20 protein-coding genes are annotated in these 16114 nt (G+C 29.9%); 17 read left to right on the plus strand and 3 right to left on the minus strand.

What is annotated here, in order from left to right:
* Positions 1–2 precede the first annotated feature (2 nt).
* The 3 genes from NZD85_RS02095 (at position 3) to NZD85_RS02105 (ending at position 2911) form a co-directional block, all read left to right on the plus strand.
* Complete coding sequence (locus NZD85_RS02095) at positions 3–611, plus strand: fumarylacetoacetate hydrolase family protein (RefSeq protein WP_260543122.1); 609 nt, start codon at positions 3–5, stop codon at positions 609–611.
* Positions 612–619: 8 nt separating this feature from the next.
* The gene (locus tag NZD85_RS02100) at positions 620–1078 is read left to right on the plus strand and encodes a hypothetical protein (protein WP_260543124.1); all 459 of its coding nucleotides are present in this window, start codon (positions 620–622) and stop codon (positions 1076–1078) included.
* A 63-nt stretch (positions 1079–1141) separates the two neighbouring features.
* Positions 1142–2911, plus strand: coding sequence for a MutS-related protein (locus NZD85_RS02105; protein WP_260543126.1), 1770 nt, complete (start codon positions 1142–1144; stop codon positions 2909–2911).
* 7 nt (positions 2912–2918) lie between these two features.
* Here NZD85_RS02105 and NZD85_RS02110 read toward each other — a convergent pair whose 3' ends face one another.
* Complete coding sequence (locus NZD85_RS02110; RefSeq protein WP_260543128.1) at positions 2919–3575, minus strand: HAD family hydrolase; 657 nt, start codon at positions 3573–3575, stop codon at positions 2919–2921.
* Positions 3576–3792: 217 nt separating this feature from the next.
* Between NZD85_RS02110 and NZD85_RS02115 the strand changes: the two genes are divergently transcribed.
* From NZD85_RS02115 to recN, 8 genes are all read left to right on the plus strand, one after another.
* Complete coding sequence (locus NZD85_RS02115) at positions 3793–4260, plus strand: hypothetical protein (protein ID WP_260543130.1); 468 nt, start codon at positions 3793–3795, stop codon at positions 4258–4260.
* Positions 4261–4485: 225 nt separating this feature from the next.
* Positions 4486–5364, plus strand: coding sequence for a 4-hydroxy-tetrahydrodipicolinate synthase (dapA, locus tag NZD85_RS02120; RefSeq protein ID WP_260543132.1), 879 nt, complete (start codon positions 4486–4488; stop codon positions 5362–5364).
* An 11-nt stretch (positions 5365–5375) separates the two neighbouring features.
* Positions 5376–5879 (plus strand): ferritin, encoded by a 504-nt coding sequence (locus tag NZD85_RS02125; RefSeq protein ID WP_188320031.1) that lies wholly within the window; start codon positions 5376–5378, stop codon positions 5877–5879.
* An 84-nt stretch (positions 5880–5963) separates the two neighbouring features.
* Positions 5964–6848, plus strand: a complete 885-nt coding sequence (locus tag NZD85_RS02130; RefSeq protein ID WP_171622534.1) for an outer membrane protein assembly factor BamD — start codon at positions 5964–5966, stop codon at positions 6846–6848.
* A 25-nt stretch (positions 6849–6873) separates the two neighbouring features.
* Positions 6874–7197 (plus strand): DNA-directed RNA polymerase subunit omega, encoded by a 324-nt coding sequence (locus NZD85_RS02135; protein ID WP_019973784.1) that lies wholly within the window; start codon positions 6874–6876, stop codon positions 7195–7197.
* Positions 7197–8396 carry a bifunctional phosphopantothenoylcysteine decarboxylase/phosphopantothenate--cysteine ligase CoaBC gene (gene coaBC, locus NZD85_RS02140; RefSeq protein ID WP_260543134.1) on the plus strand — a complete coding sequence of 400 codons (1200 nt, stop codon included), beginning with the start codon at positions 7197–7199 and terminating at the stop codon, positions 8394–8396. Before NZD85_RS02135 ends, coaBC begins: the two co-directional genes overlap by 1 nt.
* A gap of 7 nt (positions 8397–8403) precedes the next feature.
* Positions 8404–9312 (plus strand): type IX secretion system protein PorD, encoded by a 909-nt coding sequence (porD, locus tag NZD85_RS02145; protein WP_260543136.1) that lies wholly within the window; start codon positions 8404–8406, stop codon positions 9310–9312.
* The gene (recN, locus tag NZD85_RS02150; RefSeq protein WP_260543138.1) at positions 9313–10971 is read left to right on the plus strand and encodes a DNA repair protein RecN; all 1659 of its coding nucleotides are present in this window, start codon (positions 9313–9315) and stop codon (positions 10969–10971) included.
* A gap of 70 nt (positions 10972–11041) precedes the next feature.
* On the opposite strand, the gene NZD85_RS02155 is transcribed toward recN, so the two are convergent.
* Both NZD85_RS02155 and NZD85_RS02160 read right to left on the minus strand, forming a co-directional pair.
* Positions 11042–11914 carry a nucleoside phosphorylase gene (locus tag NZD85_RS02155; protein ID WP_260543140.1) on the minus strand — a complete coding sequence of 291 codons (873 nt, stop codon included), beginning with the start codon at positions 11912–11914 and terminating at the stop codon, positions 11042–11044.
* A 65-nt stretch (positions 11915–11979) separates the two neighbouring features.
* Positions 11980–12309, minus strand: coding sequence for a translation initiation factor (locus tag NZD85_RS02160; RefSeq protein WP_171622115.1), 330 nt, complete (start codon positions 12307–12309; stop codon positions 11980–11982).
* 96 nt (positions 12310–12405) lie between these two features.
* On the opposite strand from NZD85_RS02160, the gene NZD85_RS02165 reads away from it, so the two are divergent.
* The 6 genes from NZD85_RS02165 to NZD85_RS02190 all read left to right on the plus strand — a co-directional run bounded on the left by NZD85_RS02165 (position 12406) and on the right by NZD85_RS02190 (position 16096).
* Positions 12406–12621: a hypothetical protein gene (locus NZD85_RS02165; RefSeq protein ID WP_171622114.1), complete on the plus strand. Its 216-nt coding sequence runs from the start codon at positions 12406–12408 to the stop codon at positions 12619–12621.
* A gap of 65 nt (positions 12622–12686) precedes the next feature.
* Entirely contained in the window at positions 12687–13040 is a 354-nt protein-coding gene (locus NZD85_RS02170; RefSeq protein WP_260543143.1) for a YkvA family protein, read from the plus strand.
* 162 nt (positions 13041–13202) lie between these two features.
* On the plus strand, positions 13203–13664 hold the full coding sequence (locus tag NZD85_RS02175) for a MaoC family dehydratase (protein WP_171622112.1): 462 nt from the start codon (positions 13203–13205) through the stop codon (positions 13662–13664).
* 93 nt (positions 13665–13757) lie between these two features.
* The gene (gene miaA, locus NZD85_RS02180) at positions 13758–14672 is read left to right on the plus strand and encodes a tRNA (adenosine(37)-N6)-dimethylallyltransferase MiaA (RefSeq protein WP_260543144.1); all 915 of its coding nucleotides are present in this window, start codon (positions 13758–13760) and stop codon (positions 14670–14672) included.
* Positions 14673–14675: 3 nt separating this feature from the next.
* Complete coding sequence (locus tag NZD85_RS02185; RefSeq protein WP_171622110.1) at positions 14676–15167, plus strand: 3'-5' exonuclease; 492 nt, start codon at positions 14676–14678, stop codon at positions 15165–15167.
* Between the two features lie 161 nt (positions 15168–15328).
* Positions 15329–16096 carry an isocitrate lyase/PEP mutase family protein gene (locus NZD85_RS02190; RefSeq protein ID WP_171622109.1) on the plus strand — a complete coding sequence of 256 codons (768 nt, stop codon included), beginning with the start codon at positions 15329–15331 and terminating at the stop codon, positions 16094–16096.
* Positions 16097–16114: the final 18 nt, after the last annotated feature.

Below are 16114 nucleotides of genomic sequence, written 5' to 3' on the forward strand. Positions count from 1 at the left end.
CAATGAAAATTATTTGTGTCGGACGAAATTACGTCGAACATGCAAAGGAATTAAATAATCCTATTCCAGAATCGCCTATGTTTTTCATGAAACCCGATTCTGCAATTTTGAGAAAAGGTTTTCCATTTGTGATTCCAAGTTTCACAAAAGAAGTTCATTTCGAAACAGAAATTGTGATTAAAATAGATCGTGTTGGTAAAATGATTCAACCGCAATTTGCAGATCGTTATTATTCTGAAATTGGTTTAGGAATTGACTTTACAGCACGCGATGTACAACAAGAGTTGAAAGAAAAAAGGTTTCCTTGGGAAATAGCAAAAGCCTTTGATGGTTCTGCCTTTGCTTCAGATTTTTTTCCGAAAGAAAATTTTGATTTAGAGAATTTAGCATTCAAATTAGATCGAAATGGTGAAAATGTACAAACGGGAAATTCTAAAGATATGATTTTCCACATCAATACATTAATCGCAGAATGTTCTAAATATTTCACGTTGAAAAAAGGCGATTTAATTTTTACTGGAACGCCAGCTGGTGTATCTAAAATTAATTCAAAAGACATGTTAGAAGGTTTTTTGAATGATGAAAAAGTATTTGAAATAAAAGTGTTATAATCATTAAAATGAAAAATATATTTTCATTTATTATTATATTTTTATTGTTTTCTTGTAAAAAAGAAAACAATATTGTTGCACCTGTAATTCATGAGAATGTAATAACAATGAATTCAATTTCTGACAATTACGATTCGATTACTACAAAAGTGAAGAAACTTGGTGATGAAGATGCTTATTCTGAATTATTTTATCATTTAAAAGATTCAAATTTTGAAGGTAGAACAGATTCTTTAATGATTTATTCAAAAATAATGGCAGAAAAATATCACTTTGAAAAAGCTTATATAGATTATTTGGATGCAGTAACTGAAAAACATGGAATTGAAAATAATATTGGAAATTATTCAACAATTAACCTTTCACAATTAAAATCTAAAGAAAAGCAGGAAATTATTGATTGGCTTTCTAAAATGGTTGAAAAAGGAATAATTACAGAAAAACAATTTCAAGAAGTTAAAAAATAATAAAAGAGCGAAATTTCGCTCTTTTATGTTTTTACCACTATCTTTAATTCGAAATATATTATAATGGAAGAATATCTAAAAATAGAAGAAAAAATAAACCAAGATTTCATCACTTTAAAATCGAAAAAGAATAAAATAAGCAATGTAAGGCTTCTGTCGTTTATTAGTTCACTTGTGTTTTTCTCGCTTTATGTTACTTCAAGTAATGATTTATATTTAATTATTTCTACAATATTATTTGTGGTTTTCATCATTTTGGTGGTAATTACTTCCAGGATTTCTACTCAACTTACCTATTTTACACAAGCTTTAGAAATAATTTCACAACTAAAAACTGATGATTCTATCGATCAATTTGTTGAAGATAATTCTAAATTCAATAATGTTTACAACAAAGATTTAGATATTTTAGAAGGTAATTCAATCTTTAATCGAATCAATAAAACACAAACGCGAATCGGTAGTTTACAATTGAAATATTATTTATCGAATTTAATTTTAGACAAAACCGAAATTATAGAACGTCAAAACGCTTTTACAGAATTAGCTGAAAAAAGAGATTGGATTGTGACATTTTTGACATTTATGAAACGATTAAAAATGAATCAATCTTCTATTTTTGTTTTTGAAAATCGTGTATTTAACAATCAGTTTTTGAAAGTTATTCCAAGTGTTGTTTCTGCCATCAATATCCTTTGTTTTGTCTATTTGGCTTTCATTGGTTTTCCAAAAGTAATAGTTTTTTATTGGATATTAACCGCTGTATTCGTTTCGAGTGCAATTACGTTTGTCTACAAAAAACAACTAAAACGAGTGGCTACATACACCACAATGAAAGCAAATGAATTGGATACTTTATACGAAGTTTGTAAACATATAGAGGATGAAATTTTTCAATCGAAACTAAACTCAGAAATACAAGCAACGTTTAAAAATCCAACTAAATCATCTTCATTAATTAAAACCATTTCTTCGACCAAAGAAACCTTAGATGCAGCTAATTTTCCAATTGTTGGTTTTGTATTAAATACTTTTTTCTTGTGGCGATTAAATTATTCAATAAAATTTGAAAATGAAGTTCAAAAAACTGTTCATCAAATCAAACCTTGGTTAGATGAATTGGCTAAACTGGAGGCTTTTGTTTCGTTTGCTTTATTTAATGATAAGTTTAAATCTTTTACTTTTCCAACTATTGCAGATGAACCTTATGAATTAAAAATATACAATGGTTTTCATCCATTATTGAATGAAGAAACTGTTGTTAAAAATGATTTTGAGACAAATCGTCCAAATAATATTGCAATTATAACGGGAGCAAATATGGCTGGAAAAAGCACGTTTCTTCGTACAATTGGAACGAATTTAGTGCTGGCTATGAACGGTTTAAAAGTTAGTGCAGATAAAATGTTATTTTACCCAATGGATTTATTTACAAGTATCCGTACAGCAGATAATTTGTCTTCAGGTGATTCTTATTTTAAAAATGAAATCAATAAATTGAAAATTTTAATTGATCGATTGGAGGATAATCAACCGCAAATTATTATTCTGGATGAGATTTTGAAAGGGACCAATTCAGAAGATAAATTGATTGGTTCGCAAAAATTTTTGGAAAAGCTTATTCAATCTCCAACGAAATTAATAGGTTTTATCGCAACACACGATTTAGAATTAACGAAAATGGAAAACGATAATCCTGCTCATATTATCAATTATTGTTTTGAATTGAAAAACTTTGATAACAATTATTTTTCGGATTACAAATTAAGAAAAGGCACTACCAAAATGATGAATGCCATTTTCTTAATGAAACAATATAAAATTATTGATTAGCGTAAATCTATTTCAAATCAATAATATAGGCTGCATTTATTTGATTAAAATCATCAACTATCGAATTTGCTTTTTCTAAATTTTGCTTTTTAGAATTGACGCTTTTATAACCTAAACAATAGAGGTTTGCGCAAAATGCAGCTTCAACTCCGTTTGTAGAATCTTCGATAACAATGCACTCGTCATGTTCTGATTTGGCTATTTCAGCCGCATGTAAAAAAATAGCTGGATCAGGTTTTGATTTAGGAAAGTTTTCACCCGATATTTTATGTGAAAAATATTGATCCAATTGAAAACGACTAAACACACGATCAATCGTACTTTTTGATGCAGACGAAGCTAAGATTAATTCAATTTTATTAGCATACAAATCTTTAATCAACTCTTCTACTCCATCTATTAAATACAAATCAGGTTTTGTATCAAAAGCTTCATTAAAAATCGCTCGTTTCCTCAAAACTAAATCATTTACTTCTTCTTTCAAATCAAACTTATCTTTTAAAATTTGATACACATTTTTTGTCGATTGACCGGTAAAAATTGCAAATAATTCTTCTGTTACTGGAATATTCAATTCTTTATAATGTTCGAAATAAGCGTATTTGTGTACAGGTTCTGTATCGACAATTACACCATCCATATCGAAAATTACTGTTTTAATCATTGTTGTTTTGTTTGTACAAAATTAGCTGTTTAATAGAGATGAATGTAATTTATCTAATTTTAGAATGATTTTAAATTAAGTAAATATACTATTGAATTAAAGTACTATAGGATTTGCTAATCGGTTTTTATAATGTTAATATTTAACATTAAAGTAACATTTGCATGCTTTTTGTTTAACTATTGGCATAACAAAAAAAGAACTAAAAATTTATAAAATGAAAAAAGTATTATTAGTTGCTGTAATGGCATTAGGAATTTCTCAAGTAAATGCTCAAAACTATAAAAATGCTTTAGGTGTTGTTGTAGATTTAGGAGACGGAGAAACACTTGTAGGTCCACAATTTAAACACTCTTTTGATGGTAAAAACGCTGGTAATGTACAAGTAATGTTTGGTGATCATGTTACTGTTTTAGGTGCTGATTATACATATAATCAATCTTTTTCTGGAGCTAACGGATTAGGTTGGTTTGTAGGAGTTGGACCTCAATTGACATTTGTTGATGGAGGGCATTTTGATGATAAAACATTCTTTGCAATTCGTCCACAAGCTGGTTTAGAATATAAAATTCCATCAGCTCCTTTAGCTTTCCATTTTGATTGGAAACCTTGGTGGAATTTAACAAACGAATCAGATTTTGAAGCTGGTCGTTTTTCTTTAGGATTTAAATACACTTTTAACTAATTTAAAGTCAAAAAGTATAGTAAAGTCACTCAATCGAGTGGCTTTTTTTATAAGTAAAATCATACAATCTTCGATTAATTTAATTTTAAACCTATAAATTAATTGTTATTTTTGGAAGATTTTGGATTTTATCTAAGACCAATTATAGATAATCGCTATAGTTTGCCTATTCAAAATATAATTCCGAAATTTACTTAGTAATAGATTTAATACATTTAATAGAAGATGAAACAATTAATTGGGACAGGAGTTGCTTTGGTTACGCCTTTTCAACAAGATGGTACGGTAGATTATACTGCATTAGAAAAATTAGTAAACTACAGTATCGATGGTGGTGTTGAATATTTAGTTATTTTAGGAACTACAGCTGAAGCTGCAACGCTTACAAAAGATGAAAAGCTAAAGGTAATCGAAACAATAAAGAAAGCGAATGCTAATCGTGTTCCGATGGTTTTAGGTATTGGAGGAAACAATACTGTAGAAGTTATTAAAGAATATCAGGAAACAGATTTGAGCGATTATAGTGCAATTCTTACTGTTTCACCTTATTACAACAAACCGAATCAAGAAGGTATTTACCAACATTATAAAGCAATTGCTGAAAGTACAAATGCAAATATTATTTTGTACAATGTACCAGGTAGAACAGGATCTAATATTACAGCGGATACAACAATTCGTTTAGCAAATGAATTTAAAAATATCGTTGCAATTAAAGAAGCTTCTCCAGATTTCTTACAATCTACAGATATTATTCGTAAAAATACTCGCGAAGATTTTAACATTATCTCTGGTGACGACGAATTTGCTTTACCTATGACATTAGCAGGCGGTTCTGGGGTTATTTCTGTTATTGGTCAAGGTATTCCTACAATCTTTACAGAGATGATTCGCAAAGCATTAAACAAAGAAGTTGATGCAGCTTATAATGCACATTACAAAGTTGTTGAAATAACACGTGCTATTTTCGAAGAAGGAAACCCTTGTGGGATTAAAGCTGTTTTAGACAACAAAGGTGTTTGTAAACCCTATACACGTTTACCTTTAGTTCCTGCATCGGATAATTTGACAACAAAAATTAACCAATTATTATCTAACATCTAAAAAATAAAATCATGATAAAAGACTCAGTATTAAATGCGTTGAATAAACAAATAAAATTAGAAGGTGATTCTTCTCAATTATACTTAGCTATGGCTTCATGGGCAGAAGTAAAAGGATTAGAAGGGACAGCTAATTTCTTATACGCTCACGCTGATGAAGAACGCATGCATATGTTAAAATTAATAAAATTCATCAACGAAAGAGGTGGCAAAGCATTTGTACCACAAATTGAAGAACCAAAACAAGATTTTACTACATTAAAAGAAGTTTTTACAGCAATATTAAAACACGAATGTTTTGTTTCTGAATCCATTAACGAAATTGTTGGGTTAACATTAGAAGAAAAAGATTATTCTACACACAATTTCTTACAATGGTATGTGTCTGAACAAATCGAAGAAGAAAAATTAGCTCGAAATATTTTAGATAAATTAGAAATGATTGGCTCTGACAAAGGCGGGTTATATCTGTTTGATCGTGATGTAGTTACATTAAGCGCAGACACAACAGCGTAATAATTCAAAACTTTGAGATTTTATTAAGAGGATAAGAAAATAATTTTTTATACTTTAGTCCTCAATTTTTATTAAATTTGCAGAATGTTTAAAAAACTAAGCTTACTAGTTTTAATTGGCGCTTCATTAGTGTCTTGTAACAAGACCTACAACAAAGCGATGAAAAGTACAGATAAAGACGAAATCTTTACATTAGCTACGCAGTTATACCAAGATGGTAAATACGACTTGGCAAACGAATTATACGAAAAAATTTCAACGTCTTTTGTAGGAACGGAAAAAGCAGCTGATATTGCATATAATATGGCGCAAGCGAACTTTAACGAAAAAAGTTTTCGTTTGGCAGGTCATCAATTTAAGAGTTTTGCAGGATCTTACCCAATGGATAGTCGTGCAGAAGAAGCATTATTTAAATCAGCTTTTTCTTATTACAAAGATTCACCGAAGTATGATTTAGACCAAACAAGTACTTATACAGCGATTAGTGAATTACAAGGTTTCATTAACTCGTACCCAGAATCAAATCATGTAAATGATGCGAATAATTACATTACAGAGCTTAGACAGAAATTAGAGTTAAAGTCTTTCGAAATTTCAAAAGTTTATTATAAAACGATGAAATATAAGGCTGCTGGTGTGTCATTCGATAATATGATTGATGAGTACCCAGATTCTAAATTTAGAGAAGAAGCCATGATGTACTCTTTGCGTGCTAAAGCAGAATTAGCGTTAAACTTTTCTCGTTTAGAAAACAAAGAATTACGTTTACAAGATGCTAGAACACAATATCTATTGTTAACAAGATATTATCCAGAAACTAAATTCAAGTCTGAAGCAAATAAATTGATGGAAAAAGTTGATAAAGATATAATTGAAACTAAAAAAATTCTCGCTGAATTAGAAGAGTCGAGAAAAAAAATTGAAGCTGAACAAGCTGAATTAAGCAAAGAGCAAAATAATAATAAATAGTAAAATATATAAAAATTCTTTCATTATGAATTTCAAGGATATCGGTGCAGCACCAACAACACAAACTTATGATCGTAATAAAATCGATGAGAAAACAGGAAACTTATACGAGTCGATTGTAATTATGGGAAAAAGAGCAGAACAAATTAACCAAGAAATGAAAACTGAATTAATTCAGAAATTAGATGAGTTTGCTGCACATACAGATTCTTTAGAAGAAGTTTTTGAAAACAGAGAGCAAATCGAAGTTTCAAAATTCTACGAAAGATTACCAAAACCGACATCTATTGCGGTTAAGGAATGGTTAGACAATGACGTATATTACAGAAATCCAAATGAGGATAAATAATGTCTGTTTTACATAGTAAAAAAATTCTTTTGGCAGTTACTGCCGGAATAGCGGCCTATAAAGCCGCTTTTCTTGTTAGAGGGCTTATCAAAAAAGGTGCAGAAGTAAAAGTTATTATGACACCTGATGCACAAAATTTTGTCACTCCACTTACACTTTCAACGTTGTCCAAACACCCAGTTGAATGGGAGTTTTTCGGTGATAAAGGAGACTGGAACAATCATGTAGAATATGCACTTTGGGCTGATTATATGATAATTGCCCCTTGCACTGCAAATACGCTTTCCCATATGGCAGATGGAACCTGTAATAATTTGGTTTTAGCAACTTATCTTTCTGCAAAATGTCCAGTTTATTTTGCTCCAGCGATGGATTTGGATATGTACAAACATCCGTCTACATTAGAAAATATTTCAAAATTAGAATCTTTTGGTAATAGTTGCATTCCTGCAGAAGCTGGTGAACTGGCAAGTGGATTGTTAGGTGAAGGCAGAATGGCTGAACCCGAGAATATTATTTCATTTTTAGAAAGTTCTATTGCAGCTACTCTTCCACTCTACGGAAAAAAAGTGGTTGTTTCTGCTGGACCAACATACGAAAACATAGATCCTGTACGTTTTATAGGTAATTATTCTTCAGGAAAAATGGGTTTTGAGATTGCGAAGGCTGCTACTAATCTTGGTGCAAATGTCACGTTGGTTAGTGGGCCTAGTCATGAATCTGTCCTTGGTTATCCTATCGAACGAATAAATGTTGTTTCTGCTCGTGATATGTACAAAGCGATGCACGATAATTTTGCTGATGCAGATGTTGTTGTAATGTCGGCAGCTGTTGCAGATTATCGTCCAAAAGAAATGGCTGAACAAAAAATTAAGAAAGAAAACGATGATAATTTAACCATAGAACTGGTTAAGAATCCAGATATTTTGAAATCATTAGGTGAAATCAAAACACATCAATTATTGGTTGGTTTTGCTTTAGAAACGAATAATGAAGAAGAATATGCAAAGAGAAAATTAACCAAAAAGAATCTTGATTTTATTGTTCTAAATTCGATGCAAGATAAAGAAGCCGGTTTTCAGAAGAATACAAATAAAATTACAATTATTGACAAAGATTTATCGATGCAACAATTTGATGCAAAATCAAAAACTGAAGTTGCAAAAGATATTTTGACTGTTATTTTAAATAAATTATAACAATATAATGAAGAAATTAGCCTCAATTTTCTTTTCAACATGTTTAGCTGTTTCTGCTTTTTCCCAGAATCTTATTGCTGATGTTAAAGTTGATTATTCAATGGTTCAGGGTTCAAATACACAAATGTATCAAACCTTAGAAAAATCACTGACAACCTTTATTAATTCTACTAAATGGACAAATGATCGACTAAAAACATACGAAAGAATTGAAGCTAGTTTCGTTATAAACATTAAAGAAAGAGAAGGAAATCGATTAAAAGGATCTATTTTAGTTCAATCTCGTCGTCCAGTTTTCAACTCTACTTATTATACACCTGTTCTTAATTTATCAGATGATAATTTCACATTCCAATACCAAGAATTCGAAGAATTAATATTCAATGATCGTAAATTCAGTGGTAAAAATTTAACAGATGTGATAACATATTATGTGTATTTAGTATTAGGTTATGATGCAGATACTTTTACAAAAGAAGGTGGTACTGAATATTTCAAAATGGCGAAGAAAATTGCTGACTTTGGTCAAACGAATAATAATTTTTCTGGTTGGAGCGAAATGGACGGTTTAAAATCTCGTACATCATTAATTAACAATATTCTAAAATCCGACAACTCAACTTTACGTAACATCACTTATCAATACCACAGAAATGGATTGGATATTATGGCAGAAAATGAGTTGAGAGGTAAAAACGCGATCGGAAATACCTTGTTACAATTAGAATTTTACCAAAGAGGAAATTATTCTCAATTTTATCCTTTAGAACTTTTCTTAACAGCAAAAAAAAGCGAAATTAGTCAGGTATTTACAGGTGGACAAACGTCATCAGTGAATATCGAAAAATTAAAAGAAATTTTAAATTCTATCGCTCCAAAGTACAACGATACGTATTGGAATAAAATGAAAAAGTAAATGTTAAGAACACTTCGCGTTAATAATTTTGCAATTATCGATCAATTAGAGATTGATTTTCATCAAGGAATGACAACAATCACTGGTGAAACCGGTGCTGGTAAATCTATTCTTTTAGGTGCTTTGAAATTGGTTTTAGGTGAACGTGCTGACTTAAAAGCATTGAAAAATGCGGATGAAAAATGTATTATTGAAGCAATTTTTAATATTAAAGATCTTGAATTGAATGATTTTTTTGAAGAATATGATTTAGATTATGAAGACGAATCTATTCTTCGAAGAGAATTGTTACCTTCAGGAAAATCACGTGCTTTTATCAATGACACCCCTGTAAAAGTCTCTATTTTACAAGAATTATCTGAATTATTGATCGATATACATTCGCAATTTAATACACCAAAAATTTTCGAAGCTGATTTTCAATTATCGATGTTGGATATTTACGGAGAAAATAAAGAATTGTTAAAAGAGTATAAAAAAGTATTCAATCAATATATTTCGACCAAGAAAAAAATAAAAGATGCGCAGAATTCACTCGAAAATCAATCACAGGATTTAGAATACAAATTGCATTTATGGGAAGAATTAAACAATGCATCTCTTAAACATGATGAGTTAGAACATTTAGAATTCGAAATAAAATCATTAACAAATGTTGAAGAAATCATTTCGACGTTAAATGAAACTTATCAATTTTTAGAACATCCCGAAATGGGAATTATTTCTCAATTGAACGAAGCAAGTAATAAGTTAAATAAAATTTCGGATTATAATTCTCAATACAATTCGATTTATGAGCGATTAATTTCTTCTAAAATTGAATTACAAGATATTTCTGGAGAAATGAGTCATTTGATCGAATCTACAGAAATTAATCCAGAACGTTTACAAGAAATCACAGATCGTTTCGATTTGATTCATAAATTATTACGCAAACACAATGTAATCACCATTGAAGAATTGATTATTAAACGAGATGAATTAGAAAGTCAAACTTCTGGTTTTGATAATTTAAGTGATTTAATTATTCACTTAACGAAAGAATTAAATGCGATTTCAGAAAAGTTAGATAAACAAGCTTTAAAAATTAGAAAAAATAGATTCTCATCAATTGAAATTATTCGAAAAAACATTTTGAATACTTTATCACAATTGGGAATGGAAAATTCGCAATTAACGATTCAACTCAACGAAACTTTAGATTTTACAGCAACTGGAAAAGATGAAGTGTTGTTTTTATTTTCTGCAAATAAAGGAATGGAACCACGTATTTTTGAAAAATCTGTATCAGGTGGTGAACGTTCGAGATTGATGTTAGCAATCAAAAAATTATTGGCCACGCATCAACATTTACCAACATTAATTTTAGATGAAATTGATACTGGAATTTCAGGTAAAGTTGCAAACGAAACAGGAAAAGTAATGCAGTCGATGGCTGATAATATGCAACTTTTAGTGATTACACATTTACCACAAGTTGCTTCTAAAGGAAATTATCAATTAAAAGTTTACAAAGAAGTGGTTGAAGAAACGACACAAACAAATGTGATTGAACTATCTCAGCAACAGCGCTTAGAAGAAATTGCTCAAATGATTTCTGGATCAGAATTAACAGAAGCCGCGATCAATCAAGCAAAAGAATTAATGAATTTAAATTAAAATATAATTATCTTCTACAATAAAAGCTCGAGACTATTCTCGAGCTTTTCTATTCTATTATTGTTATTTATTACTTTGTTAATCTTTCCAAAGAATACTCGATCATTGCATCGACCGTTTTGTAAGAATCTGTACTAAATTCACCTAAAATTCTGTTCGCTACAATTGCATTCACCGATAAAGCTTCATGTCCCATCATCGCTGCTAACCCATAAATTGCAGAAGTTTCCATTTCAAAATTAGAAATTCTTAATCCATTAAGGTTAAAAGAAGTCAAACGTTCGTTGATATCAGCAGGGTTAGGTTGCAATCTCAAAAAGCGACCTTGAGGTCCATAAAATCCACATGCTGTAGCTGTTATTCCTTGAATTGTTTTTTCTGATGCTAATTTATTTAGTAAAGTTTCAGATCCTCCAACTAAATAAGGTCGTGCTTTATTTGGTGACCAATCTACATGTTTGATAAAAGCATCTTCAATCTCTTTATTCATCACAGCTTCACTTCCAACATAATAATGCAAAAGACCATCTAAACCTAATCCGTGAGAACCAATTACAAAACTATCTACAGGAATATCTTCTTGCAAAGCTCCTGAAGTACCTAAACGAACAAATGATAATTTTCTGAAATCTTTTTTAATCTCTCCAGTTTCCAAATCAATATTTGCCAACGCATCTAATTCAGAGAAAACAATATCAATATTATCTGTTCCCATTCCTGTCGAAATAACCGTTAAACGTTTCCCGTTCAACATTCCTGTATGTGTAACAATCTCCCTTTTAGAAGTGATATGCTCTATGGTGTCAAAATGTCTTGACACTTTTTCAACTCGATTTGGATCACCAACTGTTATAATTGTATCAGCTAAATGTTCTGGTTTTATATTACAATGGTAAATGCTTCCGTCTGCATTTAAAACTAATTCTGATGCTGCTTTACTCATGATTTTAAAATTAAAAATAAGGATACAATATACAATCTTTATCTGTAATAATGGTAAAGAATTTATTAACCACCTACCCTTTTCACTTTAAATCCTTTATCCTTCAAGTAAGACATTATTTTATCGCGATAATCTCCTTGTATAATGATCGAATCGTCTTTGAAACTGCCTCCAACCCCCAAAAAGACCTTTATTTCTTTGGCCAATTGTTTAAAATCTTCGTCCGCTCCCGTGTACCCTTCTATTACAGTGGTAGGTTTTCCTTTACGTTTTTCGTATTTACATATCAATGGATCATCTTGCATCCATAATTCATTTTCAACCTCTTGATTTTCTTCTGGTTCTGCGATATGATCAGGAAATAAATTTTTTAATTGGTCGTGTAAATCGTTCATTTATATTCTGTATTATACAAACAAAGATAATATTATCTCTTAAGAACTCCTTAGAAAACCTTTATTTTGTAAATTTACGCCGCAAAGAAAATGATCATGAATAAACTAGAAATTTCGAAAGAAATCAATTATAAAGGAAATACAAAAAAAATTACGGTTGCTATAGAACAGTTACCTCCATTTAATCCAGCAACAATGGATAAAGTAAAGTATGAAGAAACCGAAAAAACATTGTATTTATTGGCTGAAGAAAAGTTTGAAAACCAGAAATTTGAATGGATTTTTTCAATTGAACAAGATTTACAAAAATAGTTTACAACTAAATATTGGCATGTACTTTGTAATACATAATACGTTTTTAAAACATATTTTGTAAAATGAAAAAATCAAAATTCTTTAAAGTCGCTAGTGGTGCTGCAATGGCAGCTCAAAATGACAAATCTTTCATCGAAAAAGTGAAAGCATTTTTTGCAATGCTAAGCGATTTCAGAAAAGGTAACTACAAACCTGACATGAAAAATATTGTTTTAGGTTTATTGGCAACTTTATATATAATTTCTCCAATTGATTTTATTCCAGAAGCACTTTTAGGACCTTTTGGTTTAATAGATGACCTTGGGATTTTACTTTTTGGAATGAAATATTTCAATAAAGAAGTCTTAAAATATTTATCTTGGAAATCAACACAGCAAGTTTATGCAGATGTAGAAGATGCAGAGATTGTAGATTAAAACTATTAAATAAATCAAAATCAATCCGATTCTTAAATTTAAGAATCGGATTTTTTATACTTATTATTCATGCATAATTATTGTTAGATGAATATTTATTTTTCTGCCGATTATTCATTAGATTTGAACAATTAGAATACTAAAAACAAAAAAACCTGAATAATGGTAATTATTAATAATTTCGATGAGTACAAAGCTTTCGAAGGAAAAGAAATCGGAAAATCAGATTGGCACATTATAACACAAGAACAAATCAATCGCTTTGCTGATGCAACTTTAGATCATCAATGGATTCATACAGATCCAGAAAAAGCTGCTAATGAAGGTCCTTTCAAAAAAACAATTGCTCATGGTTATTTAACACTTTCTTTGATTCCTCATTTATGGGATCAAATTGCAGAAGTTCGAAATATCAAAATGTTAATCAATTACGGGATTGAGAATTTAAAATTTGGACAAGCTGTTTTAGTAGATAGCGAAGTAAGATTAACAGCTAAATTAAAAAAGATAACTGACTTAAGAGGAATTGCAAAAGTCGTAATTGAAGCTAACTTCGAAATTAAAGACAATCCAAAACCTGCTTATACAGCAGATGTAGTTTTTCTATATCACTTCAACAACTAATTTTTTTATATCATACACAAAGCTTCTATTTTCTAATAGAAGCTTTTTCTTTTCATAAAATATCGAAGTATCTTGCGCTTGATATAGTAAAGCATGCAAAATATTCAAAAAAATAAAACGTTAATTTCTGTTGTTGGTCCAACTGCAATTGGTAAAACGAATTTGGCTATAGCGGTTGCAAAACATTTTCAGTCCGAAATTATTTCGTGTGATAGCCGACAATTTTTCAAAGAAATGAAAATAGGAACAGCTGTTCCCTCAAACGAAGAATTGGCTCAAGTAAAACATCATTTTATTCAAAATATTTCTATTTACGAAAAATATTCAGTTGGTGATTTTGAACGAGATGGATTATTATTTTTAGATAACTACTTCAAAACAAATGATATTTGTGTGATGGTTGGTGGATCTGGTTTATATGAAAAAGCCATTACAGTTGGTTTTGATACTTTTCCAGAGGTAGATTCTGCTATTCGAGAAAAATTGAATGATGAATTAGAAGAGTTTGGAATCGAAAAGTTACAAAAAGAATTAGAACAGGTAGATCCTAAATACTTTAACGAAGTCGATATTTTCAATAAACAACGCGTTACAAGAGCCTTAGAAATTTATCGATCTTCTGGACAACCTTTCTCACAATTCAGAAATAATAATTTAGGCAAACGTCCATTTAACATAATAAAAATTGGTTTAGAACTTCCTCGCGAAGAAATGTACGATCGCATTAATCGTCGCGTTGATATTATGATGAACGAAGGTTTGTTGAATGAAGCTAAATTGTTGTTTCATTTGAAAGAATTAAATGCCTTACAAACTGTTGGTTACCGAGAATTATTTGATTCTTTTGATGAAAAAATAACATTAGATTTTGCAATAGATGAAATCAAAAAGAATACAAGACGATTTGCAAAACGTCAAATGACATGGTTTAAAAAAGATGAAAAAGTTAATTGGTTTTCTCCTTTTGAAACCGAAAAAATAATCAATTTTATAACATTAAATTTATAATCTATGGAAAATTTTGTTGCAATTGATTTTGAAACTGCAAATAACTATCGCAATTCAGCTTGTGCAGTTGGAATCGTTACTGTAACTGATAATGTGGTTACAGACGAGTACTACACGCTAATTCAACCACCTCTTAATCAATATAATTACCACAATATTTTGGTACATGGTATTCGCCCAGAAGATACAATTGATGCACCAACATTTGACGATATCTATTTTGAAATTAAACACCGTTTACAAAATCAAATTGTAGTTGCGCATAATGAAGCTTTTGATCGTTCTGTTCTAAAACATACAATGGAATTCTATGGTTTAAACTATTCACAACTTAATCTTTCTGATCGTTGGGAATGTACTTATAGAATTTTTAAATTGAAAGGAATCAAACCAACTAAACTATCAGATTGTGCTAGAAAATTTAATTTACAACTGAATCATCATGAAGCATTATCCGATGCAAAAGTTTGCGCACAATTATATTTACTAAAGTAATTTTCAATTTAAATACATTTACACTGTTTAATATATTAATATTATAATACGGATATTCAACACTTTATTCAATTACAAATATTTGCAAACATTTACAAGTGTTTGTAATTGAATAAATGAACGATTATTGATGTATTCTTTGAAACACAAAAAATAGTATTATGTCTTTAGAAAATTTCAAGAAATTGCATAACCAAAATTACCCACTTGTTATTGCAAATGTGTGGGATATTATAAGTGCAAAAGCTGCCGAAGAAGCCGGTTTTTTAGCTGTAGGCACTTCGAGTCATGCCATTGCCAATATGTTAGGTTATGAAGATGGTCAAAATATTTCGTTTTATGAAATGTTGTATATAATCGAACGGATTTCAAAATCTACATCACTTTTAGTTTCAGCAGATATCGAAAGTGGTTTTACTGAGGATTTAGAAACGTTGAATGATTATATCGAAAAATTAGTTGATGCTGGTGTTGTCGGAATCAATTTAGAGGATGGAAATACAGATGATGATAATCGAAAATTATCCAATCAAATTGTGCTCGAAAAAAAGATTAAATCTATTAAGGAATATTTAAATTCAAAAAATAAAGATATTTTCATTAATGCCAGAATTGATACTTATACAACAAAAGTTGAAAATCCTTTAGAAGAAACTTTAAAAAGAGCCAAATTATACAAAGAAGCTGGTGCGGACGGAATTTTTGTTCCTTTGATTGAAGAAAAATCTGATATCGAAAATGTAATTAATCAAATTGAATTACCGTTAAATATCTTTATTACACCAAAATTAAGTTCATATAAGATAATTAGCGAATTAGGTGTTCATCGCATTTCGAGTGGAAATAAAGTTCATCAAAAAGTGACAGATTTTACGAATGAATTTTTCAAAGAATTATTAGAATCAAAAGATTTTTCTAAATTATTGTAACTCCCCTACTCTTTCCAA

Source organism: Empedobacter stercoris (genome assembly GCF_025244765.1).
Classification (GTDB): Bacteria; Bacteroidota; Bacteroidia; order Flavobacteriales; family Weeksellaceae; genus Empedobacter; species Empedobacter stercoris.

What these genes read in the sequence shown, in the direction of transcription:
- NZD85_RS02095 (WP_260543122.1), top strand. Translation starts at nt 3, where the DNA reads ATGAAAATTATTTGTGTCGGACGAAATTACGTCGAACATGCAAAGGAA.
- NZD85_RS02100 (WP_260543124.1), top strand. Translation starts at nt 620, where the DNA reads ATGAAAAATATATTTTCATTTATTATTATATTTTTATTGTTTTCTTGT.
- NZD85_RS02105 (WP_260543126.1), top strand. Translation starts at nt 1,142, where the DNA reads ATGGAAGAATATCTAAAAATAGAAGAAAAAATAAACCAAGATTTCATC.
- NZD85_RS02110 (WP_260543128.1), bottom strand. Translation starts at nt 3,575, where the DNA reads ATGATTAAAACAGTAATTTTCGATATGGATGGTGTAATTGTCGATACA.
- NZD85_RS02115 (WP_260543130.1), top strand. Translation starts at nt 3,793, where the DNA reads ATGAAAAAAGTATTATTAGTTGCTGTAATGGCATTAGGAATTTCTCAA.
- dapA (WP_260543132.1), top strand. Translation starts at nt 4,486, where the DNA reads ATGAAACAATTAATTGGGACAGGAGTTGCTTTGGTTACGCCTTTTCAA.
- NZD85_RS02125 (WP_188320031.1), top strand. Translation starts at nt 5,376, where the DNA reads ATGATAAAAGACTCAGTATTAAATGCGTTGAATAAACAAATAAAATTA.
- NZD85_RS02130 (WP_171622534.1), top strand. Translation starts at nt 5,964, where the DNA reads ATGTTTAAAAAACTAAGCTTACTAGTTTTAATTGGCGCTTCATTAGTG.
- NZD85_RS02135 (WP_019973784.1), top strand. Translation starts at nt 6,874, where the DNA reads ATGAATTTCAAGGATATCGGTGCAGCACCAACAACACAAACTTATGAT.
- coaBC (WP_260543134.1), top strand. Translation starts at nt 7,197, where the DNA reads ATGTCTGTTTTACATAGTAAAAAAATTCTTTTGGCAGTTACTGCCGGA.
- porD (WP_260543136.1), top strand. Translation starts at nt 8,404, where the DNA reads ATGAAGAAATTAGCCTCAATTTTCTTTTCAACATGTTTAGCTGTTTCT.
- recN (WP_260543138.1), top strand. Translation starts at nt 9,313, where the DNA reads ATGTTAAGAACACTTCGCGTTAATAATTTTGCAATTATCGATCAATTA.
- NZD85_RS02155 (WP_260543140.1), bottom strand. Translation starts at nt 11,914, where the DNA reads ATGAGTAAAGCAGCATCAGAATTAGTTTTAAATGCAGACGGAAGCATT.
- NZD85_RS02160 (WP_171622115.1), bottom strand. Translation starts at nt 12,309, where the DNA reads ATGAACGATTTACACGACCAATTAAAAAATTTATTTCCTGATCATATC.
- NZD85_RS02165 (WP_171622114.1), top strand. Translation starts at nt 12,406, where the DNA reads ATGAATAAACTAGAAATTTCGAAAGAAATCAATTATAAAGGAAATACA.
- NZD85_RS02170 (WP_260543143.1), top strand. Translation starts at nt 12,687, where the DNA reads ATGAAAAAATCAAAATTCTTTAAAGTCGCTAGTGGTGCTGCAATGGCA.
- NZD85_RS02175 (WP_171622112.1), top strand. Translation starts at nt 13,203, where the DNA reads ATGGTAATTATTAATAATTTCGATGAGTACAAAGCTTTCGAAGGAAAA.
- miaA (WP_260543144.1), top strand. Translation starts at nt 13,758, where the DNA reads ATGCAAAATATTCAAAAAAATAAAACGTTAATTTCTGTTGTTGGTCCA.
- NZD85_RS02185 (WP_171622110.1), top strand. Translation starts at nt 14,676, where the DNA reads ATGGAAAATTTTGTTGCAATTGATTTTGAAACTGCAAATAACTATCGC.
- NZD85_RS02190 (WP_171622109.1), top strand. Translation starts at nt 15,329, where the DNA reads ATGTCTTTAGAAAATTTCAAGAAATTGCATAACCAAAATTACCCACTT.